Origin of the sequence: Caloramator sp. (assembly GCF_020054765.1) — a bacterium.
GTDB classification, from domain to species: domain Bacteria; phylum Bacillota; class Clostridia; order Clostridiales; family Caloramatoraceae; genus Thermobrachium; species Thermobrachium proteoclasticum.
Genome location: NZ_JAIHAO010000027.1, coordinates 1 through 24,397 on the forward strand (window position 1 = coordinate 1; position 24,397 = coordinate 24,397).

At 31.4% G+C, this 24,397-nt stretch carries 28 protein-coding genes and 1 other annotated feature; of the genes, 27 read left to right on the forward strand and 1 reads right to left on the reverse strand.

The window, feature by feature from the left end; all coding sequences use genetic code 11:
* The first annotated feature begins 288 nt into the window (after window positions 1–288).
* The 4 genes from JG776_RS08850 to spoIVA all read left to right on the forward strand — a co-directional run bounded on the left by JG776_RS08850 (window position 289) and on the right by spoIVA (window position 5,847).
* Window positions 289–1,626: a DUF512 domain-containing protein gene (locus JG776_RS08850; protein WP_291966704.1), complete on the forward strand. Its 1,338-nt coding sequence runs from the start codon at window positions 289–291 to the stop codon at window positions 1,624–1,626.
* Window positions 1,611–2,930, forward strand: a complete 1,320-nt coding sequence (der, locus tag JG776_RS08855) for a ribosome biogenesis GTPase Der (protein WP_291966706.1) — start codon at window positions 1,611–1,613, stop codon at window positions 2,928–2,930. Before JG776_RS08850 ends, der begins: the two co-directional genes overlap by 16 nt.
* A gap of 1 nt (window position 2,931) precedes the next feature.
* Entirely contained in the window at window positions 2,932–3,933 is a 1,002-nt protein-coding gene (locus JG776_RS08860) for an NAD(P)H-dependent glycerol-3-phosphate dehydrogenase (protein ID WP_291966708.1), read from the forward strand.
* 432 nt (window positions 3,934–4,365) lie between these two features.
* Window positions 4,366–5,847 (forward strand): stage IV sporulation protein A, encoded by a 1,482-nt coding sequence (gene spoIVA / locus JG776_RS08865; RefSeq protein ID WP_291966709.1) that lies wholly within the window; start codon window positions 4,366–4,368, stop codon window positions 5,845–5,847.
* Between the two features lie 43 nt (window positions 5,848–5,890).
* On the opposite strand, the gene JG776_RS08870 is transcribed toward spoIVA, so the two are convergent.
* A complete protein-coding gene (locus tag JG776_RS08870; RefSeq protein WP_291966711.1) occupies window positions 5,891–6,019 on the reverse strand; it encodes a hypothetical protein in 129 nt (42 codons plus the stop codon).
* 421 nt (window positions 6,020–6,440) lie between these two features.
* Between JG776_RS08870 and JG776_RS08875 the strand changes: the two genes are divergently transcribed.
* The 23 genes from JG776_RS08875 (at window position 6,441) to pyrR (ending at window position 24,225) form a co-directional block, all read left to right on the forward strand.
* Entirely contained in the window at window positions 6,441–7,280 is an 840-nt protein-coding gene (locus JG776_RS08875; RefSeq protein WP_291966713.1) for an HlyD family efflux transporter periplasmic adaptor subunit, read from the forward strand.
* Window positions 7,281–7,284: 4 nt separating this feature from the next.
* Window positions 7,285–7,992: a YggS family pyridoxal phosphate-dependent enzyme gene (locus tag JG776_RS08880; protein WP_291966715.1), complete on the forward strand. Its 708-nt coding sequence runs from the start codon at window positions 7,285–7,287 to the stop codon at window positions 7,990–7,992.
* Complete coding sequence (sepF, locus tag JG776_RS08885; protein WP_291966717.1) at window positions 7,985–8,437, forward strand: cell division protein SepF; 453 nt, start codon at window positions 7,985–7,987, stop codon at window positions 8,435–8,437. The genes JG776_RS08880 and sepF overlap by 8 nt, the downstream gene beginning before the upstream one ends.
* 13 nt (window positions 8,438–8,450) lie before the next feature.
* Entirely contained in the window at window positions 8,451–8,708 is a 258-nt protein-coding gene (locus JG776_RS08890) for a YggT family protein (protein ID WP_291966719.1), read from the forward strand.
* A gap of 12 nt (window positions 8,709–8,720) precedes the next feature.
* Complete coding sequence (locus JG776_RS08895; protein ID WP_291966721.1) at window positions 8,721–9,488, forward strand: YlmH/Sll1252 family protein; 768 nt, start codon at window positions 8,721–8,723, stop codon at window positions 9,486–9,488.
* Between the two features lie 13 nt (window positions 9,489–9,501).
* Window positions 9,502–9,960 carry a DivIVA domain-containing protein gene (locus JG776_RS08900; RefSeq protein ID WP_291966723.1) on the forward strand — a complete coding sequence of 153 codons (459 nt, stop codon included), beginning with the start codon at window positions 9,502–9,504 and terminating at the stop codon, window positions 9,958–9,960.
* A gap of 45 nt (window positions 9,961–10,005) precedes the next feature.
* Window positions 10,006–10,199, forward strand: a binding site (T-box leader).
* A gap of 48 nt (window positions 10,200–10,247) precedes the next feature.
* On the forward strand, window positions 10,248–13,037 hold the full coding sequence (gene ileS / locus JG776_RS08905; RefSeq protein WP_291966725.1) for an isoleucine--tRNA ligase: 2,790 nt from the start codon (window positions 10,248–10,250) through the stop codon (window positions 13,035–13,037).
* 61 nt (window positions 13,038–13,098) lie between these two features.
* The gene (aroB, locus tag JG776_RS08910) at window positions 13,099–14,172 is read left to right on the forward strand and encodes a 3-dehydroquinate synthase (RefSeq protein ID WP_291966728.1); all 1,074 of its coding nucleotides are present in this window, start codon (window positions 13,099–13,101) and stop codon (window positions 14,170–14,172) included.
* A complete protein-coding gene (locus tag JG776_RS08915; protein ID WP_291966730.1) occupies window positions 14,169–14,861 on the forward strand; it encodes a 5'-methylthioadenosine/adenosylhomocysteine nucleosidase in 693 nt (230 codons plus the stop codon). The genes aroB and JG776_RS08915 overlap by 4 nt, the downstream gene beginning before the upstream one ends.
* A gap of 8 nt (window positions 14,862–14,869) precedes the next feature.
* Entirely contained in the window at window positions 14,870–15,652 is a 783-nt protein-coding gene (gene aroF, locus JG776_RS08920; protein WP_291966732.1) for a 3-deoxy-7-phosphoheptulonate synthase, read from the forward strand.
* Window positions 15,653–15,963: 311 nt separating this feature from the next.
* A complete protein-coding gene (locus tag JG776_RS08925) occupies window positions 15,964–16,248 on the forward strand; it encodes a DUF5665 domain-containing protein (RefSeq protein ID WP_027307393.1) in 285 nt (94 codons plus the stop codon).
* A 12-nt stretch (window positions 16,249–16,260) separates the two neighbouring features.
* Window positions 16,261–16,866 carry a TraR/DksA C4-type zinc finger protein gene (locus JG776_RS08930; protein WP_291966735.1) on the forward strand — a complete coding sequence of 202 codons (606 nt, stop codon included), beginning with the start codon at window positions 16,261–16,263 and terminating at the stop codon, window positions 16,864–16,866.
* Window positions 16,867–17,022: 156 nt separating this feature from the next.
* Window positions 17,023–18,375: an FAD-dependent oxidoreductase gene (locus tag JG776_RS08935; RefSeq protein WP_291966737.1), complete on the forward strand. Its 1,353-nt coding sequence runs from the start codon at window positions 17,023–17,025 to the stop codon at window positions 18,373–18,375.
* Between the two features lie 14 nt (window positions 18,376–18,389).
* Window positions 18,390–18,749, forward strand: coding sequence for a NifB/NifX family molybdenum-iron cluster-binding protein (locus tag JG776_RS08940; protein WP_027307396.1), 360 nt, complete (start codon window positions 18,390–18,392; stop codon window positions 18,747–18,749).
* 17 nt (window positions 18,750–18,766) lie between these two features.
* Entirely contained in the window at window positions 18,767–19,600 is an 834-nt protein-coding gene (locus JG776_RS08945) for an ATP-binding protein (RefSeq protein ID WP_291966740.1), read from the forward strand.
* Window positions 19,591–20,451, forward strand: coding sequence for an ATP-binding protein (locus tag JG776_RS08950; RefSeq protein ID WP_291966742.1), 861 nt, complete (start codon window positions 19,591–19,593; stop codon window positions 20,449–20,451). Before JG776_RS08945 ends, JG776_RS08950 begins: the two co-directional genes overlap by 10 nt.
* Window positions 20,452–20,464: 13 nt before the next feature.
* Window positions 20,465–20,818, forward strand: coding sequence for a NifB/NifX family molybdenum-iron cluster-binding protein (locus JG776_RS08955; protein WP_291966744.1), 354 nt, complete (start codon window positions 20,465–20,467; stop codon window positions 20,816–20,818).
* A 23-nt stretch (window positions 20,819–20,841) separates the two neighbouring features.
* Window positions 20,842–21,279: a Fur family transcriptional regulator gene (locus JG776_RS08960; RefSeq protein ID WP_291966746.1), complete on the forward strand. Its 438-nt coding sequence runs from the start codon at window positions 20,842–20,844 to the stop codon at window positions 21,277–21,279.
* Window positions 21,280–21,553: 274 nt separating this feature from the next.
* On the forward strand, window positions 21,554–21,706 hold the full coding sequence (locus JG776_RS08965) for a DUF5320 domain-containing protein (RefSeq protein ID WP_291966748.1): 153 nt from the start codon (window positions 21,554–21,556) through the stop codon (window positions 21,704–21,706).
* A 152-nt stretch (window positions 21,707–21,858) separates the two neighbouring features.
* Window positions 21,859–22,221, forward strand: a complete 363-nt coding sequence (locus JG776_RS08970; RefSeq protein WP_291966750.1) for a DUF134 domain-containing protein — start codon at window positions 21,859–21,861, stop codon at window positions 22,219–22,221.
* Window positions 22,222–22,295: 74 nt separating this feature from the next.
* A complete protein-coding gene (gene lspA / locus JG776_RS08975) occupies window positions 22,296–22,745 on the forward strand; it encodes a signal peptidase II (protein ID WP_291966752.1) in 450 nt (149 codons plus the stop codon).
* A gap of 8 nt (window positions 22,746–22,753) precedes the next feature.
* Window positions 22,754–23,677, forward strand: a complete 924-nt coding sequence (locus JG776_RS08980; protein ID WP_291966753.1) for an RluA family pseudouridine synthase — start codon at window positions 22,754–22,756, stop codon at window positions 23,675–23,677.
* An 11-nt stretch (window positions 23,678–23,688) separates the two neighbouring features.
* Complete coding sequence (gene pyrR / locus JG776_RS08985; protein ID WP_291966754.1) at window positions 23,689–24,225, forward strand: bifunctional pyr operon transcriptional regulator/uracil phosphoribosyltransferase PyrR; 537 nt, start codon at window positions 23,689–23,691, stop codon at window positions 24,223–24,225.
* The last annotated feature ends 172 nt before the right edge of the window (window positions 24,226–24,397 follow it).

Here is a 24,397-nt window from a genome sequence, read left to right on the forward strand (position 1 = left end):
CTACCCTCGCGATGCCATCGTCCTGATGGCCGCTCGGCTCGGCACGTCCTGTGCCGAATTACGGACTTTTTCAAAGTCGAAAAGCTAAGAATTGCTAAATCTCAAGAAAGAGCCTATCGAAATCCTTTCATGGGGCTTTTTCATACTTTAGATAGCAATTAGGTTTGTTAATAATTTTTATGAATAAATCTAAATAATTTTATTCACGGCTTTATTTATCCTTAATATTGCATATTTTTATTATAAATGTTATCATTACATAATGAAATTACAAATGGAGTGAAGCGTATGGAATACCAAAGAAAGAATATAGTAGTTACAGACGTTGCAAGAAATAGCATAGCACAAAAATATGGTATAGAACCCTTTGATGAGATTATTTCAATTAATGGTGTTGATGTATTAGATACTATTGAATACAGATATATAACCACAGACAGTAATATTAATATAAAACTAAAGAAAAAAAATGGAGATATTAAAGAAATATTAATAAAAAAAGATCCCTATGAAGATTTAGGTATTGAGTTTGATGATCCTAATATCAATAATCCAAGAAGATGTTCAAATAAGTGTATTTTTTGCTTTATAGATCAGCTACCTAAGGGTATGAGGGATACTTTGTATTTTAAGGATGATGATTCAAGACTCTCCTTTTTACAGGGTAATTTTATAACTCTTACAAATATGAAAGATGAGGATATAGATAGAATTATAAGGTTTAAAATCAGTCCAATAAATGTTTCAGTTCATACTACAAATCCAGAACTTAGGGTTAAAATGTTGAATAACAAAAGGGCCGGAAAGGTTTTAGAATATTTAAAGAAGCTAACTGATGCAGGTATAAAAGTAAACTGCCAAATAGTATTATGCAAAGGTATAAATGACGGAGAGGAACTTGAACGCACAATAAGGGACTTATATACTATGTATCCTAATATATCAAATGTGGCAGTTGTGCCTGTTGGAATAACTAAGTTTAGAGAGGGATTATACCCATTACAATCCTTTGATGAGGAGTCTTCAAAAAAAGTAATAGAACAGGTTGGAAAGATACAAAATGAGATTGAAGGAGAGATTGGTATACCCTTTGTTAGATTGGCGGATGAATTCTATATAATGGCTAAGGAAGAATTACCAAGCTATGAACACTATGATGATTTTGAGCAGCTTGAGGATGGAATAGGTATGATTAGATTTTTTGAAGGATGTGTTGAGGGTGACATTGATTATTTTGAATTTGACGGCAGGGGTAAAAAGTTCTCAATAGCAACAGGTGTGTCAAGCTATAATTTTATAAAAAACATTTCAGAAATGATTAATAGCAAATTTAATGTAGATATAAAGGTTTATCCTATTATAAATAATTTCTTTGGAGAAAAAATAACAGTAACAGGTCTTTTAACTGGAAAGGACTTAATAGAACAGCTAAAGGGCAAAGTTGATGGCACAGTGCTTTTATTATCATCTAATATGTTTAAGGCGTATGAAGATGTATTATTAGATGATATTAGTATAGATGAACTTAGTAAAATACTAAATGCTAAAATAATAAAATGCAAGTTTACAGGAGAAGACTTAATAAAAAATATAGAGCGTGAGGTGATAGAATGTCAAAGCCGATAGTAGCAATTATAGGAAGACCAAATGTTGGTAAATCTACCTTGTTTAATAGACTGGCAGGTAGAAGAATTGCAATAGTTGAGAATACACCAGGAGTTACAAGAGATAGATTATATTGTGAAGTCGAATGGTTAAATAATAAATTCACATTAATAGATACTGGTGGAATTGAGATGGATAGTGAAGATATTATATTAAAACAGATGAGGAAGCAGGCAGAAATTGCAATAGAAACAGCAGATGTTATTCTTTTTATTGTTGATGGTAAAACAGGAATAACAGCAGATGATTATGAAGTTGCAAATATGCTAAGAAGAACAAATAAACCTATAGTGCTTGCAGTTAACAAGATAGATAATATAGAAATGGAGAATAATAAATACGATTTCTATAACCTTGGGTTAGGAGAACCTATTTCAATTTCCGCAGCCCTTGGATTAGGACTTGGAGATATGCTGGATGAAATAGTAAAGCACTTTAAAAAGACTGGGGACGATGAAGAGGAATCTGCTGAAATTAAGGTTGCTATTATTGGACGTCCTAATGCAGGAAAATCGACCCTTTTAAATAAGATAGTTGGAGAAGAAAGATCAATTGTAAGTGATATACCAGGAACGACAAGGGATGCTATAGACAGCTATGTTGAAATTGGTGAGGATAAGTTTTTATTTATAGATACAGCAGGTATAAGAAGAAAGAGTAAGGTTAAGGAAGATGTTGAAAAGTATAGTGTTTTAAGATCAATAACTGCAATAGAAAGAGCAGATGTCTGTCTTGTTATGATCGATGCCAATGATGGAGTAACAGAACAGGATGAGAGAATAGCAGGATATGCTCACGAGGCGGGGAAAGGTGTAGTAATTGTTGTAAATAAATGGGATACTATTGAAAAGGATGATAAAACAATAAATGAATTTACTAAAAATATTAGAAGGGATTTAGCTTTCTTAGACTATGCACCAATAATATTTATATCTGCTAAAACAGGTCAAAGAATAAATAAACTTATAGAACTTATAAAATATGTTGCAGACCAGCATGCTATGAGAATAAAAACAGGTGCTTTAAATGAAGTAATTAGCGAGGCTGTGATGATGAAGCAGCCACCGATTGAAAAGGGTAAGGCACTAAAGATTTATTATGTTACACAGGTATCAACAAAACCTCCTACATTTGTTTTCTTTGTTAATGATCCAGAGATAGTTCATTTTTCCTATGCAAGATATCTTGAAAATCAGTTAAGACAGCATTTTGGATTACAGGGAACACCAATTAGATTTATATATAGATCAAAACAGGAGGATTAATATGAAGGTAGGTATTTTAGGTGCGGGAAGCTGGGGAAGTGCAATAGCTATACATTTAGCTAAAAAAGGATATAGTGTTGAAGTTTGGGATAAAAATAAGGATTTATTAAAGGAGATAAATAATAATCATACTAATACAAAATATTTAAAAAAGGTAGAAATTCCAGATGGTGTAAAGGGAGTTTTAGAGCTTAGTGAATGCATTAAGGATAAAGAAATAATTGTATTTGCAGTTCCTTCACATGCTCTTAGAATTGTATGTAAGCAGGCAAGTAGCTTTTTAACAGAGGGACAGATTATAGTAAGTTTAGTTAAGGGACTTGAAAATACCACATATAAAAGGATGTCTGAGATAATAAAGGAAGAATGTCCAAACAATGAAGTAGTTGTTTTATCCGGTCCTACCCACGCTGAAGAGGTTTCTGTTGGAATTCCAACAACTATAGTAGCAGCATCTGAAAATATAGAATCTGCCTTATACATACAGGATATTTTTATGGATTCAAATTTTAGAGTATATACAAACACTGATGTTGTTGGAGTTGAGATTGGTGCAGCTGTAAAGAATATAGTTGCACTTGCTGCAGGTATATCAGATGGTTTAGGCTATGGAGACAATACTAAGGCTGCTTTAATGACACGTGGTATTGCAGAAATAACAAGACTTGGTGTAAAGCTTGGTGCAAATCCAATGACCTTTGCTGGTCTTGCTGGAATTGGAGATTTAATAGTAACTTGTACAAGTATGCATTCAAGAAATAGAAGATGTGGAATTCTGCTTGGTCAAGGTATGGATTTAAAGTCTGCTATGGATAGTATTGGTATGGTTGTTGAGGGTGTTCACGCAACAGAGGCAGTATATAATTTAGCAAAGAATGTAGGTGTAGAGATGCCAATTGTAAATGCCCTTTATGATGTATTATTTAATAACAGAAACCCACGAGAAGCAGTTAATGAGCTTATGACAAGGGATAAAAAGAGCGAATTAGAAATAATGATTTAAACAAGACCTTTTTAGATTGTTAGAAAATCTAATTGTTAGTTAAGAACTGAAAAAGCCCCATGAAAGGATTTTAATAGGCTCTTTCATGAGCTTTAACAATTCTTAGCTTTTCGACTTTGAAAAAGTCCTAAATTCGGCACAGGACGTGCCGAGCCGAGTGGACATCAGGACGATGGCATCGCGAGGGTAGGACTTTTTCAAACAAAGAAAAGCTTAGAATTGATTAGCGAAATGAACCGATGCCAAAGAAATCCTTCATGGGGCTAATCAATATATAACTTTTTCAATAGCCTGAACCACTTGCCTTAATAGTTATATTAAGGCAAGTGGTTGTTTTTTCTGCAAACTCTTCAGTTTTTATTATTTTTTTGTTCTAAAATTATTTTTAAAATAATATTATTACATAGAAGGTTTGTAGAAGGAGGTAACATTGTGGAAGGATTGGATATATACAAGGAGATAGTCGAAAGAACACAGGGAGATATTTACTTAGGTGTAGTTGGTCCTGTTAGAACAGGAAAATCAACATTCATAAGAAGAGTAATGGAGCTTTTAGTTTTACCTAACATTCCTAATCAATCTGTAAGGGATAGGGCAAAGGATACACTTCCACAAAGTGGTTCAGGAAAAACTATATCAACATTTGAACCAAAGTTTATACCAAGTGATGGAGCGGTTGAAATTGAATTAAGTGATAATGCTAAGATGCGTGTTAGAATGGTAGACTGTGTAGGATACATTATTGATGGAGTTTCTGGACATATTGAAAATGGTGAGTCAAGAATGGTTAAGACTCCTTGGTTTGAAGAGGAAATTCCTTTTGTTGAAGCTGCAGAATTAGGAACAAGAAAGGTTATAAATGAACATTCAACAATAGGAATTGTTGTAATAACAGATGGTTCTATTGCCGATATACCAAGGGAAAATTATATATACGCTGAGGAGAAGGTTATAAACGAACTTAAAAAGATAAATAAACCCTTTGTTGTAGTTTTAAATACAACACATCCATATAATCCAGATACTATTAATTTAAGAAAGAATTTAGAGGATAAATATAAGGTGCCTGTTTATACAGTTGATGCACTTAATATGAAGATAGAAGATGTTAAGAATATATTGGAAAAGGTTCTATATGAGTTCCCAATAAAGGAAATAGGTATTAGAATACCGGAGTGGGTTGAAAAGCTATCCTATGATCATTGGTTAAAGAGAAATTTTGTTAATGCCGTTAAAAATTCAATTGCAGGCTTGGATAAAATAAAAGACATAAAACCAACTGTACTTGATTATAGACAATATGAATTTGTTGGGGAAGTAAATCTTGATGATATTAGACTCGGAGAGGGAACAGCTGTAGTTTCAATGAAGGTAAAGGAAGGCTTGTTCTTTAGAGTTCTTGGAGAAATATCTGGATATGACATTAATGGGGAACATCATTTGCTTGAAATAATGAGGGACTTATCCTTTGCAAAGAAGGAATATGACAAGATTTCAAACGCTCTAAAGGATGCAAGGGATGTTGGATATGGTTTAGTTCCACCTCAGCTTGATGAATTAAAGCTTGAAGAACCTGAAATAGTAAGACAGGGTAACAAGTTTGGAGTTAAATTAAGAGCAAGTGCACCATCACTTCATATTATTAGGGCAAATGTTGAAACAGAAGTATCTCCAATTGTTGGAACAGAAAAGCAGAGTGAAGAACTTGTTAAGTCTATGATGGAAGAGTTTGAAAATGACCCTCAAAGAATATGGCAGTCTAATATGTTTGGGAAATCCTTAGAGGAACTTGTTAAGGAAGGATTACAAAACAAGGTTTATATGATGCCTGAGGATGTACAGGAAAAACTACAGCGAGTTCTACAGAAGATTATAAATGAAGGAAATAGTGGAGTTTTGTGTATAATAATATAAAAAATTAAAGGGACTTTAGGTCCCTTTAATTTTTTATATTATATTAAAATGCAAAGTAATCGTTCATCTTTATGCAACCTGGTTTAGTAGAAGTTGATTTATCGTTTTTAGTAGTAGTATTTTTTGTGTCTATTATAGTCTCTTTAACCATCTTAATGTTGCCGATGTCCATAATATTCACTCCTTTCTTTAATATTTTGGATGAGCTATTATGGATGGCCTAGTTAAAGGACTCATCGTGTTTGTGGAAAACCTCTTTTGCAAAGGTTACCACCTTTACGGAAATCATTATAAAACCTCCCAACAAATTATTGAGTTTATTATTTGTTTGATTATATAATAACATAAGGGAAAAATAAATACAAATTTGAAATATAGGTATAAATATTCTTAAAATTTGTTTATCCAGTATTAAATTAGATAGCCTCCTTTTTCCTCAATACTCCTTCAATCTCCTCCTATGTTTTAGTGTGTCTGAATTTTATTATTATATGTTTTATATTAAATTATGTTCATCTATATAAAAATTAAAAAATTGTGAAGGATTTTGTTCTTTTTTGAAGAAATAATATAAAAAGAGGAGGTATTTTATTGTGGTTAAAAAACAATTTTTGATAAAATACACAACAATAATATCTATTATTTTAGCAATTGTTCTTTGTATAGTAGCATTAAATACTGAATATAAAACAATAAAAATACAACAGGAATGGTATGAAGATAAATCCTATTTTGAGGGAATATATGTAATGAATGAAGTAGTTTTAAAAAATGGAGAGTTAAATAATAAAGATTTAAAGATTCAAAATGGAGATGTCGTAAAAAAAGATAAGGTTTTGTATGAAAATATAAGAAGTCCAATACAGGGAAGAGTATTTTTATATATAGATGGTGCTGAAAATAAATACACATTAAATAATATAAAAAATATTACCAAAGAAGATATACTATCTCTTAAGGATTCTAAAAAAAATGAAGGAATTAAAATAGTTGATAACACTCTTTGGTATATGTGTATTGTTGCTAATAAGGATGAGCTTAAAACTTTAAAGAAGAATAAAGAAATGATATTAGAAGTTAATGGAGAACAATATAGTTGTATCATTAAAGATTATTTTATAAAAAACGAAAATATATTTATAGTATTGTCTACTCAGTTTGATTTAGTAGAATTCAATTTACAAAGGTATTTTGATGGGTATATAATAAAATCTAGGTATTATGGATATATTTTGCCACGCGAGTCTGTTGTTGAGTATAACGGTGAAAAGGGAGTTTTTATTAAAAAGGGAGAATATGTATATTTTAAGCCAATTAAAATAAGTCATATGGATTATAAAGTATGTGTTACTTCTGATTCTACTCTAAAGGATAACGATGAAGTGGTTGTAAATCCCAAGAATTTAAAGGATAAGCAAAGAATAAAGAGGTGATTTTATGGGAATTGCCGATAATATTAGTTATATAAATGAAAAAATTAAGAGTGTCTGTGAATTATGTGGTAGGGATAGCGGCGACATAATATTGGTGGGGGTATCAAAAACACATCCTGTAGAGAAGATAATTGAAGCAAAAAATGCAGGACTTTATGTTTTTGGTGAGAGCAAGGTTCAGGAATTTATTAAAAAATATGAAGAAGTAAAGGATGTAAGATGGCATTTTATAGGACATTTACAAAAAAACAAGGTTAAATATATAATAGATAAAGTTGAACTTATTCATTCCTTAGATGACTATGAACTTGCATTAGAAGTTAACAAAAGGGCAGAGAAGATTAATAAAATAATGGATGTACTTATACAAGTAAACATAGGCAAAGAACAAACAAAATATGGTGTGTATGAAGAGGAATTATTTGATTTTTGTAAAAGAATATCTGGGCTTAAAAACATAAGAATAAAAGGCCTTATGTGTATACCACCTAATGAAGATATAGATAAAACAAGGTTTTATTTTAAAAGAATGAAGTTCTTGTATGAAGAAGTAAAAAAATTAAAATATGATAACTTTGATATTCAATATCTTTCAATGGGAATGACAGATGATTTTGATATTGCGATAGAAGAAGGAGCAAATATATTACGTGTAGGAACTGGTATCTTTGGAGAAAGATATTATAAAAAGGAGGATATTAACAATGAGTAATGTGTTAAATAAGATACTTGGTACAATTGGAATTGTTGATGATGAGGAACAGGTTGAAAAGGTGGAAAAACAAGTTGAGGAAATGGAAGAAGAGTTTAATTTTGAGGACATTAGGGAAACAAAGGGTAAAATCGTTAGCATAAAAAGCAAAACAATAACTCCAAGGATTGTTGTTAAAAATCCCCAAACATTAGGTGAAGATATTCAGGATTTGATAGATGAACTTAAGGTTAAAAATATTGTTATTATGAATATAGCTGATGCAGAAAAAAATATAGCACGAAGACTTTTAGATGCAGTATCGGGTGCAGTTTATGCTTTAGAATGCTCACTACAGAAGGTCGATAATGAGAGAGGTATATATCTTATTACACCTAAGGGCGTTGAAATAGAAAATGAGCTTAAGAATATATTTAGTAAAAGTGATATATTTTCATTGGAGTAATAGGAGGTAAAAAATGACTGATGCATTAAGGTATGCCTTTTTTAAGTTTGTAAATCTTTTAGAGTTTCTAATATTTTTAGATGCTCTTTTGTCTTGGGTTGTTCCAAATAGGCACAACAATCAAATTTTAAGAATAATAGGAATTATAATAGATCCTATTAAAGAACCTTTCTATAGGCTTCAATTTAAACTTTTGCCCAATACACCTATTGATTTTTCCCCAATGCTGGCAATATTATTTTTAGAATTTATTAAAACAATAATTTTATAATATGGTGATTAAATGAATATAGATGTTTTTTTAAAAAGAAATGAAGAAAAAAAGGAAGTATATGTTAAACTAATTGATATGGTAAATAGAGTAGAAAGAACTTGGCAGGAGGAATTTACAGATTTTTTAACACCCGATGAACAGTACTTTTTAAATTTATTATCAAATAGAAGGGATATCTATATTAAATATTTCGGTGGTAAAGGTAATTATGAAAGGGCGGTTGCTCTTATAAGTAGAGTTGATGTAGATACGGATTTTCCGGTAGATATAATCAAAGTAAATGGTAATTTTAAGTTCGAAAAACTAACTCATAGGGACTATCTTGGTACATTATTGTCTTTAGGTATAAAAAGGGAGAAAATAGGCGATATTAATGTTTTTGATGATGGAGCAGAAATATATGTTGCAAGAGAGCTTAGCGATTATATTATATTTAATCTGAATAAGATAAAACATACAGGTGTTAAGCTTGAAAGGATTTCTTATGAGAAAGCAAGAGAAAAAACCCAATCTTTAAAGGAAATTTTTATCAATGTTGCATCCTTAAGAATGGATGCTGTAATTTCTGAAGTATATAACCTTTCAAGAAGTGAAGCTTCTTCCCTAATAAAACAGGGAAATGTAAAGGTTAACTATATATCAAATGATGAACAAAGTTATAAATTAGATAGTGGAGATATTGTTTCGGTTAAGGGATTTGGAAGATTTGTTTTTAATTCTGTCGTTAGAAATACAAAAAGTCAAAGGCTTGTTGTATCAATAAAAAAATATGTATAGGGGAGGAATAGAGATGACAATAACACCAAACGAGATAATAAATAGAGAGTTTAAGAAAAATTTTAGAGGATACGATATTGATGAAGTTGATGAGTTTTTAGAACAACTAAGTGAGGATTATGAAAAGTTATATAAAGAAAATTTAAACTTAAAGGAAAAAATAGAAACATTAAATGAAAAATTGAGCCACTATGTAAACTTAGAAAGCACACTGCAGAACACACTTTTACTTGCACAATCTGCAGCAGACCAAGCAAAAGAAAGTTCTAAGAAGGAGGCAGAACTAATTATAAAGAACGCACAGGAGGCTGCAAATGAACTTGTGAAGAAGGCAGAAGAAAGGGTACTTGAAATCAATAAAGAATATGAAATATTAAAAAATGAGTACAATATGTTTAAGAGTAGATTTAGAGCTCTTCTTCAATCTGAGCTTGAGAATCTTGATAAGGAATACATAATAAATGAAAAATAATTACTTGACATAATTTTTAGTTTATTGTATATTTATGGGTAAATATAAAAAACGATGACAGGGACGAGTAGACAAAGGATGTTTTACAGAGAGTGGGGATTGGTGAGAGCCCATAAACTAACTTTGTTGAAAATCACCCTTGAGTTGCAGGCTGAATTAAGTAGGCTGAGCCGGTGAATGCCGTTATCTTAATGAGTTATAAATTTGGGTGGTACCGCGGACAGACCTTCGCCCCAGGGGCAGAGGTCTGTTTTTTATTGGATAAAATTAAAAAGGGAGGTATTATAATGGATTATAGTAAGACACTTAATCTGCCACAAACAGAGTTTGCAATGCGTGCAAATCTACCACAAAAAGAACCATTAATGCTTGAGGAATGGGATAGTAAAAATATTTATAAAAAGGCACTTGAAAAGAATAAAAACAATAAGTCTTTTATTTTACACGATGGACCTCCATATGCAAATGGCGATATTCATTTAGGTCATACTCTAAATAAGGTTTTAAAGGATATAATAGTTAGATATAAAACAATGAAGGGGTTCTATTCTCCATATGTACCAGGATGGGATACACACGGACTACCAATTGAACTTCAAGCAATAAAAAAACTTGGAATAAAGGTTAGTGATGTTGATCCAGTTAAGTTTAGGGGAATGTGTAAGGATTATGCCCTAAGCCAAGTTGAAAGACAAAAGGAACAATTTAAGAGACTTGGTGTAATTGGTGATTTTGAAAATCCATATTTGACATTAACTCCAGAATTCGAAGCAAAGCAAATTGAAGTATTTGGAGAAATGGCTAAAAAGGGATATATATATAAGGGATTAAAACCTGTATATTGGTGTCCATCCTGCGAGACTGCATTGGCAGAGGCGGAAATTGAATATGCTGATGAAACATCAAATTCAATCTATGTAAAGTTTAGAGTTAAGGATGATAAAGGTTTATTTAAGAATTTAAATGTTGATTTAAATAACATATATTATGTAATATGGACTACTACAACTTGGACTTTACCTGCAAACCTTGCAATATGCTTAGGACCAGAGTTTGAATATGTTCTTGCTAAGTTCAATGATGAAGTTTATGTTGTTGCAAAGGAATTGCTTGAAGCAGTTAAGAAGGCTGCAAATCTTGAAAATGAAGAAATACTTGCTACATTTAAGGGAAGCGAATTAGAAGGACAAACTTGTTATCATCCATTTATAGATAGAGAATCATTGGTTATTGTAGGTGATCACGTAACGTTAGAATCAGGTACTGGTTGTGTTCATACAGCACCAGGCCACGGTCAAGAAGACTTTGAAATAGGTATGAAGTATAAATTAGAAGTTTTAAATCCTGTAGATGAAAAGGGAAGATTTACTGAAAAGGCTGGCAAGTATCAAGGATTAACTTATAAAGAAGGAAATAAAGCAATTCTACACGACCTTAAGGAAACAAATATGCTTCTTGCAGAAGAAAGAATAACTCACTCATATCCACACTGTTGGAGATGTAAAAATCCAATCATATTTAGAGCAACTGAACAATGGTTTGCATCAATAGATGGATTTAGAAAGGAAGCAGTTGAGGCAGTTAAGGAAGTGGAATGGATACCAGGATGGGGAGAAGATAGAATTGCAAGTATGGTTCAAGACAGAGGAGACTGGTGTATTTCAAGACAAAGAATATGGGGTGTTCCTATTCCAATATTCTACTGCGAAGACTGTGGAAAGGAATTAATAACTGAAGAAACTATAGCTAAGGTAGTTGAAATATTTAAGGAGAAGGGTTCAGATGCTTGGTTTGAAATGGATGCAAAGGACCTTCTTCCAGAAAATACAAAGTGTGAATGTGGAGGACAAAAATTTAGAAAAGAAAAGGATATAATGGACGTTTGGTTTGACTCTGGTTCAAGCCACGCAGGTGTTCTTGAAACAAGAGATGATTTAAGCTGGCCTGCTGATATGTATCTTGAAGGAAACGATCAATATAGAGGATGGTTCCAATCATCACTATTAACTGCTGTTGCAACAAGAGGGAAGGCACCATATAGAACAGTTATAACCCACGGTATGGTTGTTGATGGAGAAGGAAAGAAGATGTCAAAATCCCTTGGCAATGGAATAGACCCAATGGATGTTATAAAGGAATATGGTGCAGACGTTTTAAGGCTATGGGTTTCATCTTCAGATTATAAGACTGATGTTAGAATATCAAAGGACATATTAAAGCAGCTCTCTGAAGTCTATAGAAAGATAAGAAATACAGCAAGATATATGATAGGTAATCTATATGACTTTGATCCCAATAAAGATATGGTTGATTATAGTGAAATGAACGAGCTTGATAAGTGGGCTCTACTAAAGCTTCAACATCTAACTAAGGAAGTTACAGAAGCATATGAAGGATATGAATTCCACATACTATATCACGCAATACACAATTTCTGTGTTGTGGATATGAGTAACTTCTATTTAGATATAATAAAGGATAGACTTTATACAGAAAAGCCAGATTCAAAGGAAAGAAGAGCAGCACAAACAGTAATGTATAGAATTTTAAATTCACTTGTTAAGATGATAGCTCCTGTTCTATCCTTTACAGCAGATGAAATATGGAAATATATGCCACATACATTAGAGGAGAAGGTTGATAGCGTTCTTTTAGCAGATTGGCCAAGGGTACTTGAAGAATATGTGGATGAAGAGCTTGAAAAGAGATGGGATAATATATTAAATATAAGAGGCGAAGTTTCAAAGGCACTTGAAATTGCAAGAAATAATAAATTGATTGGACATTCATTAAATGCAAAGGTAGAAATTTATGCAGAGGGAGACACATATAAGTTTTTAAATGAAGTAAGAGACTATCTTCAAACAGTATTTATAGTTTCAAAGGTTGAACTATACGAAGGTATTAAGGATGGAGTAGAATATACATTTAGAAGTGAAGAAAATATGGATCTTGCAGTTGTTGTTTCTGTTGCATCAGGTGAAAAGTGTGAAAGATGTTGGGTATATAGTGAAACTGTTGGACAGGATACTGGACATCCAACATTATGCTCAAGATGTGTAAGTGTTTTAAAATAATGAAGTTTATTGTATAATAAGGATAGCATGTAAATGCTATCCTTATTTTTGAGGTGTTATTATGAAGGAAATAAAGATTAATTTAAAAAATCCCTATAGTGTTATAGTTACATCCACCAATTCTCATTTGAATTTTTGGTTTGAACAGAAAAAGGTTGGGAAAATATTTATAATAACTGACCAAAATGTTGATTCAATTTATGCAGATTATTTTAGAAGTTTTGAACATAAAATAATAGGAAAGTATATTATTAAGCCTGGTGAAGATAGTAAAAGAATAGAAACAATACTTGATATTTATAGGGTTCTTCTCAATAATAATGTTGATAGAAAGTGTACTTTAATAGCCTTTGGAGGCGGTGTAGTAGGAGATATTGCAGGATTTGTAGCTTCTACCTACAAAAGGGGCACAAATTTAGTATATGTTCCTACAACAATCATTTCTCAAACTGATAGCAGCGTTGGAGGTAAAAATGGATTCAATTTAGATGGGATTAAAAATATTATTGGGACCTTCTATCAGCCCAATTTGGTATACATAGATGTAAACCTTATAAAGACTTTAGACTATAAAAATTTTAAAAATGGTATGGCTGAGGTAATAAAATATGGATTATCTCTTGATGAAAATCTATTTAGATTTATAGAGGAGAATAAAAGGGCAATAAAGGAGAGAGAAATTGATAAATTAAAATATATTGTCTCTGAATGTGTTAAACTAAAGGCAGGAATAGTTGAAAGGGATGAATTGGATTTAGGAGAGAGACATATATTAAACTTTGGTCATACAATAGGGCATGCAGTAGAAACTATGTTTGATTTTAATATTTTACACGGAGAGGCAGTTGCAATTGGTATGGTTTATGAGAGCTATATAGCTCTTAAAAGAAAACTAATTTCTGAAGATATTTTTGAGAGGTTAATTAAAATACTTGAGTATTTTGAGCTTCCAACAAATATAAAAATTAATAATTATAAGAGGTTTAAGGATATTATATGTAAAGATAAAAAAAATGTGGACAATAATATAAAAATTGTTTTGCCACAGGGTATAGGTCGTGCTATAATAACAACTGATGTAAAAGCTGATACAATTGTACAAAATATACAAGAATATAATAGGAGGTTATTATGAGAATCGGTATCATAGGTGCAATGGATGAAGAGGTTATTAAGATAAAGGAATCAATGGAAGTTGAAAGAATAGAAAAGAAGGCAAGTATGGAATTTTATTTAGGAAAATTCTTAGGAAAAGAGATTGTTGTAGTTAGAAGTGGTATAGGTAAGGTCAATGCAGCCGTTTGTACTCAAATACTTATTGATGATTTTAATGTTGATGCAGTAATAAATACTGGTATTGCAGGTGGGGTATACAGTGAAATAAATGTTGGAGATGTTGTTGTATCAACGGACCTTGTACATCACGATTTTGATACGACTGCCTTTGGATATGAAGTAGGGCAAGTACCAAGGATGGAGGTTTATTCCTTTAAGGCTGATGAAAAATTAGTAGATATAGCAGTAAGAAGTGCAGAGGCACTAAATGATTTTAAAGTATATAGTGGAAGGATTATATCAGGCGATCAATTTATAAATTCAAGGGAAAAGATACAATATTTTAGAGAAAAGTTTAATGCCTATGCAGTTGAAATGGAAGGTGCAGCGATAGCACATGTATGTTATTTAAATTCTGTTCCCTTTGTAGTTTTAAGATCTATTTCAGACAAGGCAGATGGAAGTGCCCATGTAGATTATCCAACATTTATGAATAGAGCAATTGAAAATTCAATAGGAATTCTTTCTAATATGATAAGGGCAATGTAGGTGAAAATATGAAATTAAAAAGGGTTTTAAAGGATAAAAATGTAAATATTAAGCAGGAAAAACCTCTAATTATTGCTGGGCCTTGTAGTGTGGAAGATTATGATACAATGGATAAAATAGCGGCAGGCTTAAAGGAGTTAAATATTGAATATTTAAGGGGAGGGGCATTTAAACCAAGAACCTCTCCCTATAGTTTTCAAGGTCTTAAGGATGAAGGAATTGAAATTTTAAAAAATATAAAAGAAAGATATGGATTTAAAATTGTTTCAGAGGTTTTGGACCTTCGTGACATTGAATATATGATAGAAGTTGTTGATGTGCTTCAGATAGGCACAAGAAATATGTACAATTATCCTCTTTTAAAAGAGGTCGGGCAGACTAAAAAGACAATATTATTAAAAAGGGCCTTTAGTGCAACAATTGAGGAATGGCTAAATGCAGCTGAATATATAGCATTAGAGGGTAACAATGATATTATATTATGTGAAAGAGGAATAAGAACCTTTGAAACCTATACAAGAAATACGTTGGATTTAAATTCTATTCCTGTTATTAAGCAAAAAACAAAGCTAAAGGTTTTGGTTGATCCAAGCCATGGTACTGGGAGAAGGGAACTTGTGCGTCCTATGAGTAGAGCGGCTATTGCAGCAGGTGCAGATGGGCTTATTATAGAAGCACATATAGAGCCTGATGAGGCTTTTTCAGATTCAGAACAAACAATTGATTTAAAGGAATTGAAATTAATTATAGAGGAAACAAATAGAATATATATGTGTATTAATAAAAATTAAACTAAAGATAGTATTAGTTAGAATTACTAATACTCAGGCTGTTGAAAAATTTATATATTGATTAGCTCCATGAAGGATTTCTTTGGCATTCATTTCGCAAAGCTCATGAAAGAGCCTATTGAAATCCTTTCATGGGGCTTTTTTATGTTTTAGCTAACAAATGGGTTTGTCAATAATCTGAGTATTAATTGTAATTACTAATACTATCTTGTTTTATAAAATATTATAAATGACAATATCATAAGTGATAAGAAATAATAATGAATAAATTTAACTAACTTTTAAAAAATATATGTATGGAGGGAAGAATTATGGGAGAAGATAATAAAAAAACAGAAGAGCTTTTAAATAAAGTTTGCATCCAACTTGAAAAATCAAGAATAGGAGATTATGTTGATTTAATGCAAAATCCCTATAGAATGATAGCCTTAAATTTCTTTTCAGGGGTTGCAAGAGGTTTTGGGATTGCCTTCGGTTTTGCTATTTTAGGTGCCTTTGTTATATATCTACTACAAAAATTGGTAGTTTTAAACCTTCCTATTATCGGAGGCTTTGTAGCAGAAGTTGTTAAACTTGTTCAATTAAATATAAAATAAGGAGATGATATTATGCAGGATAATAGATTTGATAAATATAAAAGGATTCTTTTAAAGAAGAAGGAGGATATTTTACATACAATAAATCAAATGGAGCAAAATGGTATAAAGGAGGGACAAAGGGAGGAATTAAGTGAGCTCTCTACAATAGATAATCACCCTGCTGATATGGCAACAGAAGTATACGACAAAGAGAGAGGTTATGCACTATTTGAAAATGAAAAGAATATTTTAGCAAAGATTGATGCAGCTTTAGAGAATATTGAGAATGGATCCTATGGAATATGTGAAATTTGTGGAGGAGATATAGAAAATGAAAGATTAGAGGCCATACCATATGTTTCTACATGTAAAAAATGTATGAATGAAAAGCTTGGATATAGCACAATAAAACCCGATAGACCAGTTGAGGAGGAGGTATTAGGGTTTCCATTTGGAAGAAGTTTTAGAGATGTTAGTGATGAGAATGAATACGATGGAGAAGATGCTTGGCAGGAAGTAGGTAATTTTAATAGGATGAAACATTCAAAGTTAAATTATGATGACGAGCAAATGCCAGGTACTGTTGAGTGGGTTGAAAATATTAGTAATCAACAATATAAAAATCAGTTGCCATAATAATGTTATAAAAAATACCACAGGGTAAAATTCCTGTGGTATTTTTTTAGATTAAAATCACAGTATTACGATTTAATAATAAGCATTTGACAATAACCAAAATAAGGTGTATTATGATAGTAGCAAATGCTAATAATATTATATGGAGGGGTAAATATGATAAATGCAGACATTTTAGTAATAGGTGGTAGTGCAGGAGGTATTTTAACAGCAACTACATCAAGAAGAATGTATCCTGATAAAAAAGTTGTTATGGTAAGAAAAAACAAGAGTGTTATGGTTCCATGTGGAATACCTTACATATTTGGAACATTAAACGATACAGCTAAAAATAGAATTCCTGATGAAATGGTTAAAAATGCAGGTGTTGAGCTTATAATAGATGAGGTAACAAATATAGATAAAGAAAATAAAGTAGCAAAATTAAATAGTGGAGAAGAAATAAAGTTTGATAAATTAGTTTTAGCAACTGGTTCACTTCCAATAGTACCTAAGTTTATAAATGGATATGATTTAGAAAATGTATTTCCAATAATCAAGGATGAAGAGTATCTTGGAGATTTATTAAATAAATTAAAGGAAATGAAGGATATAGTAGTTATTGGAGGAGGTTTTATAGGAGTTGAATTTGCTGAGCAGCTAAAAATTAATGGCAAAAATGTTACATTAGTTGAGGTTGCAGACAAGATATTATGGCAGGCCTTTGATGATGAATATGCAGATATAGCACAACAAGAAATGATAAATAATGGAATTAATTTAAGGGTTGGAACAAAAGTAAAGGCTATTTTAGGAAATGGTAAAGTTGAAGAGGTTGAATTTGAAGGTGGAGAAAAAATAAAAGCAGATGCAGTAATTTTAGGAATGGGTGTTGTTCCAAATACAGAACTTGCAAAACAATTAGGTCTAAAATTAAATGAAAAAGGTGCAATACTTGTTGATGAGTATATGAGAACAAGCGAAAGGGATATATTTGCAGTTGGTGACTGTGCTGAAAAAAGATGTTTCTTTACAAATAAAAATGTTCCTATATTGCTTGCTTCAACAGCTGCTATGGAAGCAAAGGTTGCTGCAACAAATCTTTTTGGAATTAAGTTTGTAAGGGAAAACAGAGGGACTATAAGTGCCTTCTCAACTAAGGTATTTAACAAAACATTAGCTGCAGCAGGATTAACAGAACGTAGAGCAAAAGAAGAAGGATTTGATTATGTTGTAGGAAAATTTGCAACAATGGATAAACATCCAGGTTCACTTCCTAATACAAGCAAAATTGAACTTAAGCTTATGTTCTCAAAAACTTCTGGAGTTTTAATTGGAGCACAAGTAGTAGGTGGAGAAAGCGTTGGGGAAATGATAAATATATTAAGCCTTGCAATTCAAAAGGGATTAACTGCTAATGAATTAAATACATTCCAAGTAGCAACACATCCGTTATTAACTTCTTCACCAATTGCTTATCCAATAAATGCGGCATCATTAGATGCTTTAACAAAAATTAATAATAAATAAAGAAGGTGAAGAAAATGAAGATAGTAATATCAGCAAAAGGGCAAGATATAAATGATTTAATGGACGTAAGATTTGGAAGATGTAGATATTTTCAAATTCATAATCTTGAAACAGGTGAATTTAAGGTATTAGAAAATGCAGGACAAAAATCCGGTGGCGGAGCAGGTATTGCAGCAGCTCAACAGATAATAGATGAAGGTGTAGATGTTGTAATAACTGGTAGTTTAGGACCTAATGCCTTTGATTTAATAAATAAGGCAGGTATTAAGGCTTATAAATGCGATGAAATAAGTATAAAAGAAGTTATTGAAAAATTAAAAAATGGTGAATTACAAGAAATAAATATTGCAGGTCCATCTCATCATGGGATGTAATTTAGGAGGTAGTTGCCTTGAATATTGCAGTATTAAGTGGAAAAGGTGGAACAGGTAAAACCACAGTTTCCATCAATCTATCGCTTGCATTGAATGCAAACTATATCGATTGTGATGTAGAAGAACCTAATGGATTTTTGTTTTTAAAACCTAATATAGATAATGTTTATGAAGTGGAAGATGAATATCCAGTAATAAATAAAGAAAAATGTGTTAGCTGTGGTATGTGTGTTAAAGCATGTAATTTTAATGCACTTGCTAAGGTTAAGGATGATATATTGGTTTTTGATAAGTTATGCCACAGCTGTGGTGCATGTCAATATGTTTGTAAGTTTGGAGCAATAGAATATAAAAAGAGGGTAATTGGAAGGATAGAATCTGGTAGTGCCTTTGGAATAAATATAAAGCAGGGAATACTAAACATAGGAGAGCCAATGGCTGTTCCAGTTATTAAAAAGTTGATAAGTTCTATTGATAAAAATGAACTGAATGTAATTGATTGCCCACCAGGTACCTCCTGTAATGTTGTTAATTCATTGAAGTATTCTGATTTTGCTGTTTTAGTAACGGAACCTTCTAATTTTGGATTACACGATCTAAAACTTGCTATTGAACTTGTTAAGATGTTTAATATCCCCTTTGGAGTAGTAATTAATAAAGATAATGGAGAGGAAAATATTATAAAAAATTATTGTATAAAAAATAACATAAGAATATTAGGGACTATCCCATTTAACAAGAAAACTGCAGAACTATATTCAAAGGGTGAAATACTTTATTTTGATAGAGAGCATAAAAATATTTTTGATGAATTGGTAAACAATATAAGGGAGGTGCTACCTTGGAGTTAGTAATTTTAAGTGGGAAAGGAGGTACGGGTAAAACTACGATTGCAACTGCTCTTTCAGAATTGGCAAAGGATGTAATGAGGGTAGATTGTGATGTAGATGCACCTAACTTTTATTTATATTATCAAGGGGAAGACATAGAAAGAAAAGACTTTATAGGTAGTAAAAAGGCTTTTATAGATAAAAGTAAATGTGTTAAGTGTGGTATTTGTAAAGAAATATGTAGATTTGATGCAATAGATATAAAAAAGGAAGAATATTTTGTAGATTCTTTTAGCTGTGAAGGTTGTGGTTTATGTACTATAGCTTGCAACTTTAAAGCAATATCTATGAAGGATGAGAAAACAGCAGATGTATATATTACAAAGATAGAGAAGGGTTTGCTATCAAGAGCTCAAATGGAAATTGGAGCTGATGGTTCAGGAAAGCTTATAACTGAGCTTAGGGAGAATGCAAAAAGATATAATAAGGAAAATAAATTAACAATAATAGATGGTTCACCAGGAATAGGATGCCCTGTAATATCCTCTATTACGGGTAGCAATATTGCATTAATTGTTACAGAACCAACTAAATCGGGTTTGGAGGACTTAAAACGAGTATATTCTTTATGTAAACATTTTGGCATAAAAACATTTGTTTGTATAAATAAATATGATATAAATACAGAAGTTACAAATGATATTGAGGATTTTGCTAAAAACAATAATATAACAATTGTAGGTAAAATACCCTTTGATGAAAAGGTTATGGAATCTATTAATGATTTAAAACCTATAACTGAATATGAAGAGAGTAGAGCAAATAAAGCCATTAGAGAAATGTGGGGAATATTAAAATCAAAAATAAATTAAAGGAGGATTAAATATGAAGATTGCAGTAGCTTGTGAAGGTAAAAATATTAGTGCTCATTTTGGACATTGTGAAGGATTTATGGTTTATAACGTAGAGGGTAGTAACATAATAAATTCAGAGTTTAAAGAAAATCCAGGACATAGGCCAGGATTTTTACCAGTATTTTTAAAGGATTTAGGTGTAAATGTAATTATAGCAGGAGGAATGGGAGAAACTGCACAGATGCTCTTTAATGAAAATGGTATAGAGGTTATAGTTGGGGTATCTGGCTTATGTGATGATGCAGTTTCAAGATACGTTAAAGGGGAATTAAAGTCAACAGGAAGCGTTTGTAGAGAACATCAGCACGAAGGACACTGTCATTAATATAAATATGATAGGATGTTGTTATGGAAGAATTAATTGAAAAGTATAAAAAAATTATAGAAGATGCAGGACAAAAATTTACAACACAAAAGAAAATTATATTAGATATTATCATAGAGGGAAATAGGCATATGTCTGCCAATGAAATTTATAATTTAGTTAAGGAAAAGAATATAGGCCTTGCAACCGTTTATAGAGCACTTAATTCATTTACGGAACTTGGTATATTGAAGGAGATAAAAATTGATAATACAAGTTACTATGAATTGAAGATATATAGTGGCAAGGCTATGCATGTACATTTTAAGTGTAGCAGATGTAAAAATGTATTTGATATTGATGATAAATATTTGATATTAGAATATATAAAATTAAATAATTTAGTAGAAAATAAGTTTGGTGTAGAAATAAAGGATGCAGATATTATGCTTATTGGAGTGTGTAGTAGTTGTAGGAGTTGATAAATATCAAACTTCAGCCTGTTGAAAAATTTATGTATTGATTAGCCCCATGAAGGATTTCTTCGCTATTTGTTCATATTTATAAAGCTCATGAAAGAGCCTTTTGAAATCCTTTCATGGGGCTTTTTCATACTTTAGCTAACAAGTGAGTTAGTCAACTTTTTGAAGGATTGATAAATATCAACTCCTTTTTTAAAATTAATATTGACATATGCCCAAAATAGTATTACAATAAAGGTGTAATGAACATATACCCATAAAGGAGGTTAAAGATATGCCAAGAAGAGATGGAACAGGTCCAGATGGAAAGGGACCAAGAACAGGTAGAGGATTGGGAAGATGTGCAGATAATAATAGCGGTGCACAATGTAGAAGAGATAGACGTGGCAGAGGATGCGGCAGATTCTGTAGAAGAAACGAAAACTAAAAAGACCAATAAAAGTGCTGTGATGAGTGACTAAACTATAATTTTTTATGTCATATATCACAGCACTTTTTATATTAGTTTTATAAAGCCATTATATAATTGGGGTTTTTATGTTAAAATAGAAAATGTAAGTTTAAAAGGGAGGGATATAATTGCCAAGACCAAGGAAATATAGAAAAGTATGCTGTTTACCTAAGGTAAATGAATTTGGACCTCTTAATGTAAAAGAACTGAATAATTATGTTATTATGACAGTAGAGGAATACGAAACAATAAGATTGATGGATTTAGAAAATTTAAGCCAAGAGGAAACTGCAGAAAGAATGGGGGTTGCACGTTCTACTATACAGAGAATCTATGAAGAGGCAAGAAGAAAGATTGCTGATTTTATTGTAAATGGTAAAACATTAAAAATAGAAGGTGGAGATTATAGGGTTTGTGATTTTAATGTTGATAATAACAGGTGTGCCCTATGTAGGCGTCACGGTAAGATGTTTGGTAAGGAAAAGGATTGAAATATGATATATAGACATAAAATCTTTTTTATTTTAAAATATTTAAATGTGAATATATAAAATGGGGTGGAAAAATGGAATTATTAATTGTTTTATTAGTTTTGTTGGATCAATTTTCTAAATATATTGCTAAAAAGTACTTAATTTTGAAACAACCTATTGACTTAATCAAAGGATATTTAAATCTTGTATATGTTGAAAATAGAGGTGCAGCCTTTGGAATTTTTAGGGATCAGAAAATTATATTAGTTGGTTTTACTTCAATAGTTGTTATAGGACTTATTTATTATCTATTTAAAAATAAAGGTAAGGATAGATTTATAGATTTTTGTTTAATATTAATTATAGCTGGTGCTATAGGAAATTTGATTGACAGAATTTATTTAAACTACGTTGTAGATTTTATACATTTTTATATTAAGGATGTTTTTGACTGGCCTGTATTCAATTTTGCGGATATATATGTTTCAATAGGTGCAGTTTTATTGTGTATTAAATTGATATTTTTTGATAAACAGAGGTGATTTTGTAGATGCAGACACAGTCTATGAATTTTATTGTAGATATAGATAATGTGGGAAAAAGAATAGATGTTTTTTTAGCAGAAATGATAGAAAATATGTCAAGATCACAAATTCAGAAGATAGTTAATGATGGTAATGTGACTGTTAATGAAAAGGTTGTAAAAAACAATTATAAACTTAAGGAAGATGATGAAATAATATTAAATTTACCAGAACCTGTGATGTTAAAGGTTGAACCAGAAGATATACCTATTGATATTTTATATGAGGATGATGACATAGTTGTAGTTAATAAACCTCAGGGGATGGTTGTACATCCAGCACCAGGAAATTATTCGGGTACCCTTGTCAATGCACTTTTATACCACTGCAAAAATTTGTCTTCAATAAATGGAGTTATACGTCCAGGTATAGTTCATAGAATTGATAAGGATACATCGGGAGTTTTAGTTGTAGCAAAGAATGATGTATCCCATAGAAGTTTAGCCGAACAAATTAAGGAACATACAGTAAACAGAATATATCTTGCTATAACAGAAGGTGTAATAAAAGAGGATTTTGGAACTATTAATAGGCCTATTGCGAGACATCCAGTGGAAAGAAAAAAGATGGCAATAGTAGAGGGTGGAAGAGAGGCCATTACGCATTTTACTGTGCTTGAGAGGTTCAAAGAAAATACATATATACAATGTAAACTTGAGACTGGAAGAACACATCAAATTCGTGTTCATATGAGCTCAATAGGGCATCCATTAGTTGGAGATCCTGTATATGGCTATAAAAAACAAAAATATAAACTGCAAGGTCAGGCACTTCACGCTACAACCTTAGGTTTTATTCATCCTACAAAAAAGGAATATATGGAGTTTACAGCAGCTCCTCCGGATTATTTTATAGAATTGATTGAAAAGTTGCGAAATCAAAGTAAGTAGGTGGTGAAAATATGCAAATCAAGGCAAAATTATTAGATGAAAACTCAATAAGAAGAACTTTAATAAGACTCTCCCACGAGATAATAGAAAAGAATAAGGGTGTATCTGATATAGCTTTAGTTGGAATAAAAACAAGGGGAGTCCCAATAGCAAAGAGGATTGCTGAATTCATAAAGCAATTTGAGGGTGTTGAGGTTCCAGTAGGTGTTCTTGACATAACTTTATATAGGGATGATTTAACAGAGAAATATGAAGATCCAAAGATAAATGATACTAAGATAGACTTTGATATAAAAAATAAGAAGATAATTTTAGTAGATGATGTTTTATATACGGGAAGAACTGTAAGGGCAGCACTTGATGCAATAGTGGATATTGGAAGACCAAAGGCAATACAACTTGCAGTTTTAATAGATAGAGGTCATAGAGAACTACCTATAAGAGCAGACTATGTAGGTAAAAATGTTCCTACATCTCTATCGGAAATAGTGCATGTGCATTTAAATGAAATAGATGGAGAGGATGTTGTACTTATAGCTGAAAAATAAAAAATATAATCCCCGTGAAAGATATTTTATGATTGGCTCTATAGAGCATTAGATTTTTTCACGGGGCTAATTTTTTAGGCTCTTTGTCAATTGTTGGGGCGGGTATTCGATTAGAATGCCTGTCCTTTCTTGTTTGAGAGTGATTTTAGAAAGATAAGTTAGATTGGGGAGA

Excerpts from the sequence above, each read along its gene's own strand:
- JG776_RS08850 (WP_291966704.1), top strand. The coding sequence starts at position 289 with ATGGAATACCAAAGAAAGAATATAGTAGTTACAGACGTTGCAAGAAAT.
- der (WP_291966706.1), top strand. The coding sequence starts at position 1,611 with ATGTCAAAGCCGATAGTAGCAATTATAGGAAGACCAAATGTTGGTAAA.
- JG776_RS08860 (WP_291966708.1), top strand. The coding sequence starts at position 2,932 with ATGAAGGTAGGTATTTTAGGTGCGGGAAGCTGGGGAAGTGCAATAGCT.
- JG776_RS08870 (WP_291966711.1), bottom strand. The coding sequence starts at position 6,019 with ATGGACATCGGCAACATTAAGATGGTTAAAGAGACTATAATAGACACA.
- JG776_RS08880 (WP_291966715.1), top strand. The coding sequence starts at position 7,285 with ATGGGAATTGCCGATAATATTAGTTATATAAATGAAAAAATTAAGAGT.
- sepF (WP_291966717.1), top strand. The coding sequence starts at position 7,985 with ATGAGTAATGTGTTAAATAAGATACTTGGTACAATTGGAATTGTTGAT.
- JG776_RS08890 (WP_291966719.1), top strand. The coding sequence starts at position 8,451 with ATGACTGATGCATTAAGGTATGCCTTTTTTAAGTTTGTAAATCTTTTA.
- JG776_RS08895 (WP_291966721.1), top strand. The coding sequence starts at position 8,721 with ATGAATATAGATGTTTTTTTAAAAAGAAATGAAGAAAAAAAGGAAGTA.
- JG776_RS08900 (WP_291966723.1), top strand. The coding sequence starts at position 9,502 with ATGACAATAACACCAAACGAGATAATAAATAGAGAGTTTAAGAAAAAT.
- ileS (WP_291966725.1), top strand. The coding sequence starts at position 10,248 with ATGGATTATAGTAAGACACTTAATCTGCCACAAACAGAGTTTGCAATG.
- aroB (WP_291966728.1), top strand. The coding sequence starts at position 13,099 with ATGAAGGAAATAAAGATTAATTTAAAAAATCCCTATAGTGTTATAGTT.
- JG776_RS08915 (WP_291966730.1), top strand. The coding sequence starts at position 14,169 with ATGAGAATCGGTATCATAGGTGCAATGGATGAAGAGGTTATTAAGATA.
- aroF (WP_291966732.1), top strand. The coding sequence starts at position 14,870 with ATGAAATTAAAAAGGGTTTTAAAGGATAAAAATGTAAATATTAAGCAG.
- JG776_RS08925 (WP_027307393.1), top strand. The coding sequence starts at position 15,964 with ATGGGAGAAGATAATAAAAAAACAGAAGAGCTTTTAAATAAAGTTTGC.
- JG776_RS08930 (WP_291966735.1), top strand. The coding sequence starts at position 16,261 with ATGCAGGATAATAGATTTGATAAATATAAAAGGATTCTTTTAAAGAAG.
- JG776_RS08935 (WP_291966737.1), top strand. The coding sequence starts at position 17,023 with ATGATAAATGCAGACATTTTAGTAATAGGTGGTAGTGCAGGAGGTATT.
- JG776_RS08940 (WP_027307396.1), top strand. The coding sequence starts at position 18,390 with ATGAAGATAGTAATATCAGCAAAAGGGCAAGATATAAATGATTTAATG.
- JG776_RS08955 (WP_291966744.1), top strand. The coding sequence starts at position 20,465 with ATGAAGATTGCAGTAGCTTGTGAAGGTAAAAATATTAGTGCTCATTTT.
- JG776_RS08960 (WP_291966746.1), top strand. The coding sequence starts at position 20,842 with ATGGAAGAATTAATTGAAAAGTATAAAAAAATTATAGAAGATGCAGGA.
- JG776_RS08965 (WP_291966748.1), top strand. The coding sequence starts at position 21,554 with ATGCCAAGAAGAGATGGAACAGGTCCAGATGGAAAGGGACCAAGAACA.
- lspA (WP_291966752.1), top strand. The coding sequence starts at position 22,296 with ATGGAATTATTAATTGTTTTATTAGTTTTGTTGGATCAATTTTCTAAA.
- JG776_RS08980 (WP_291966753.1), top strand. The coding sequence starts at position 22,754 with ATGCAGACACAGTCTATGAATTTTATTGTAGATATAGATAATGTGGGA.
- pyrR (WP_291966754.1), top strand. The coding sequence starts at position 23,689 with ATGCAAATCAAGGCAAAATTATTAGATGAAAACTCAATAAGAAGAACT.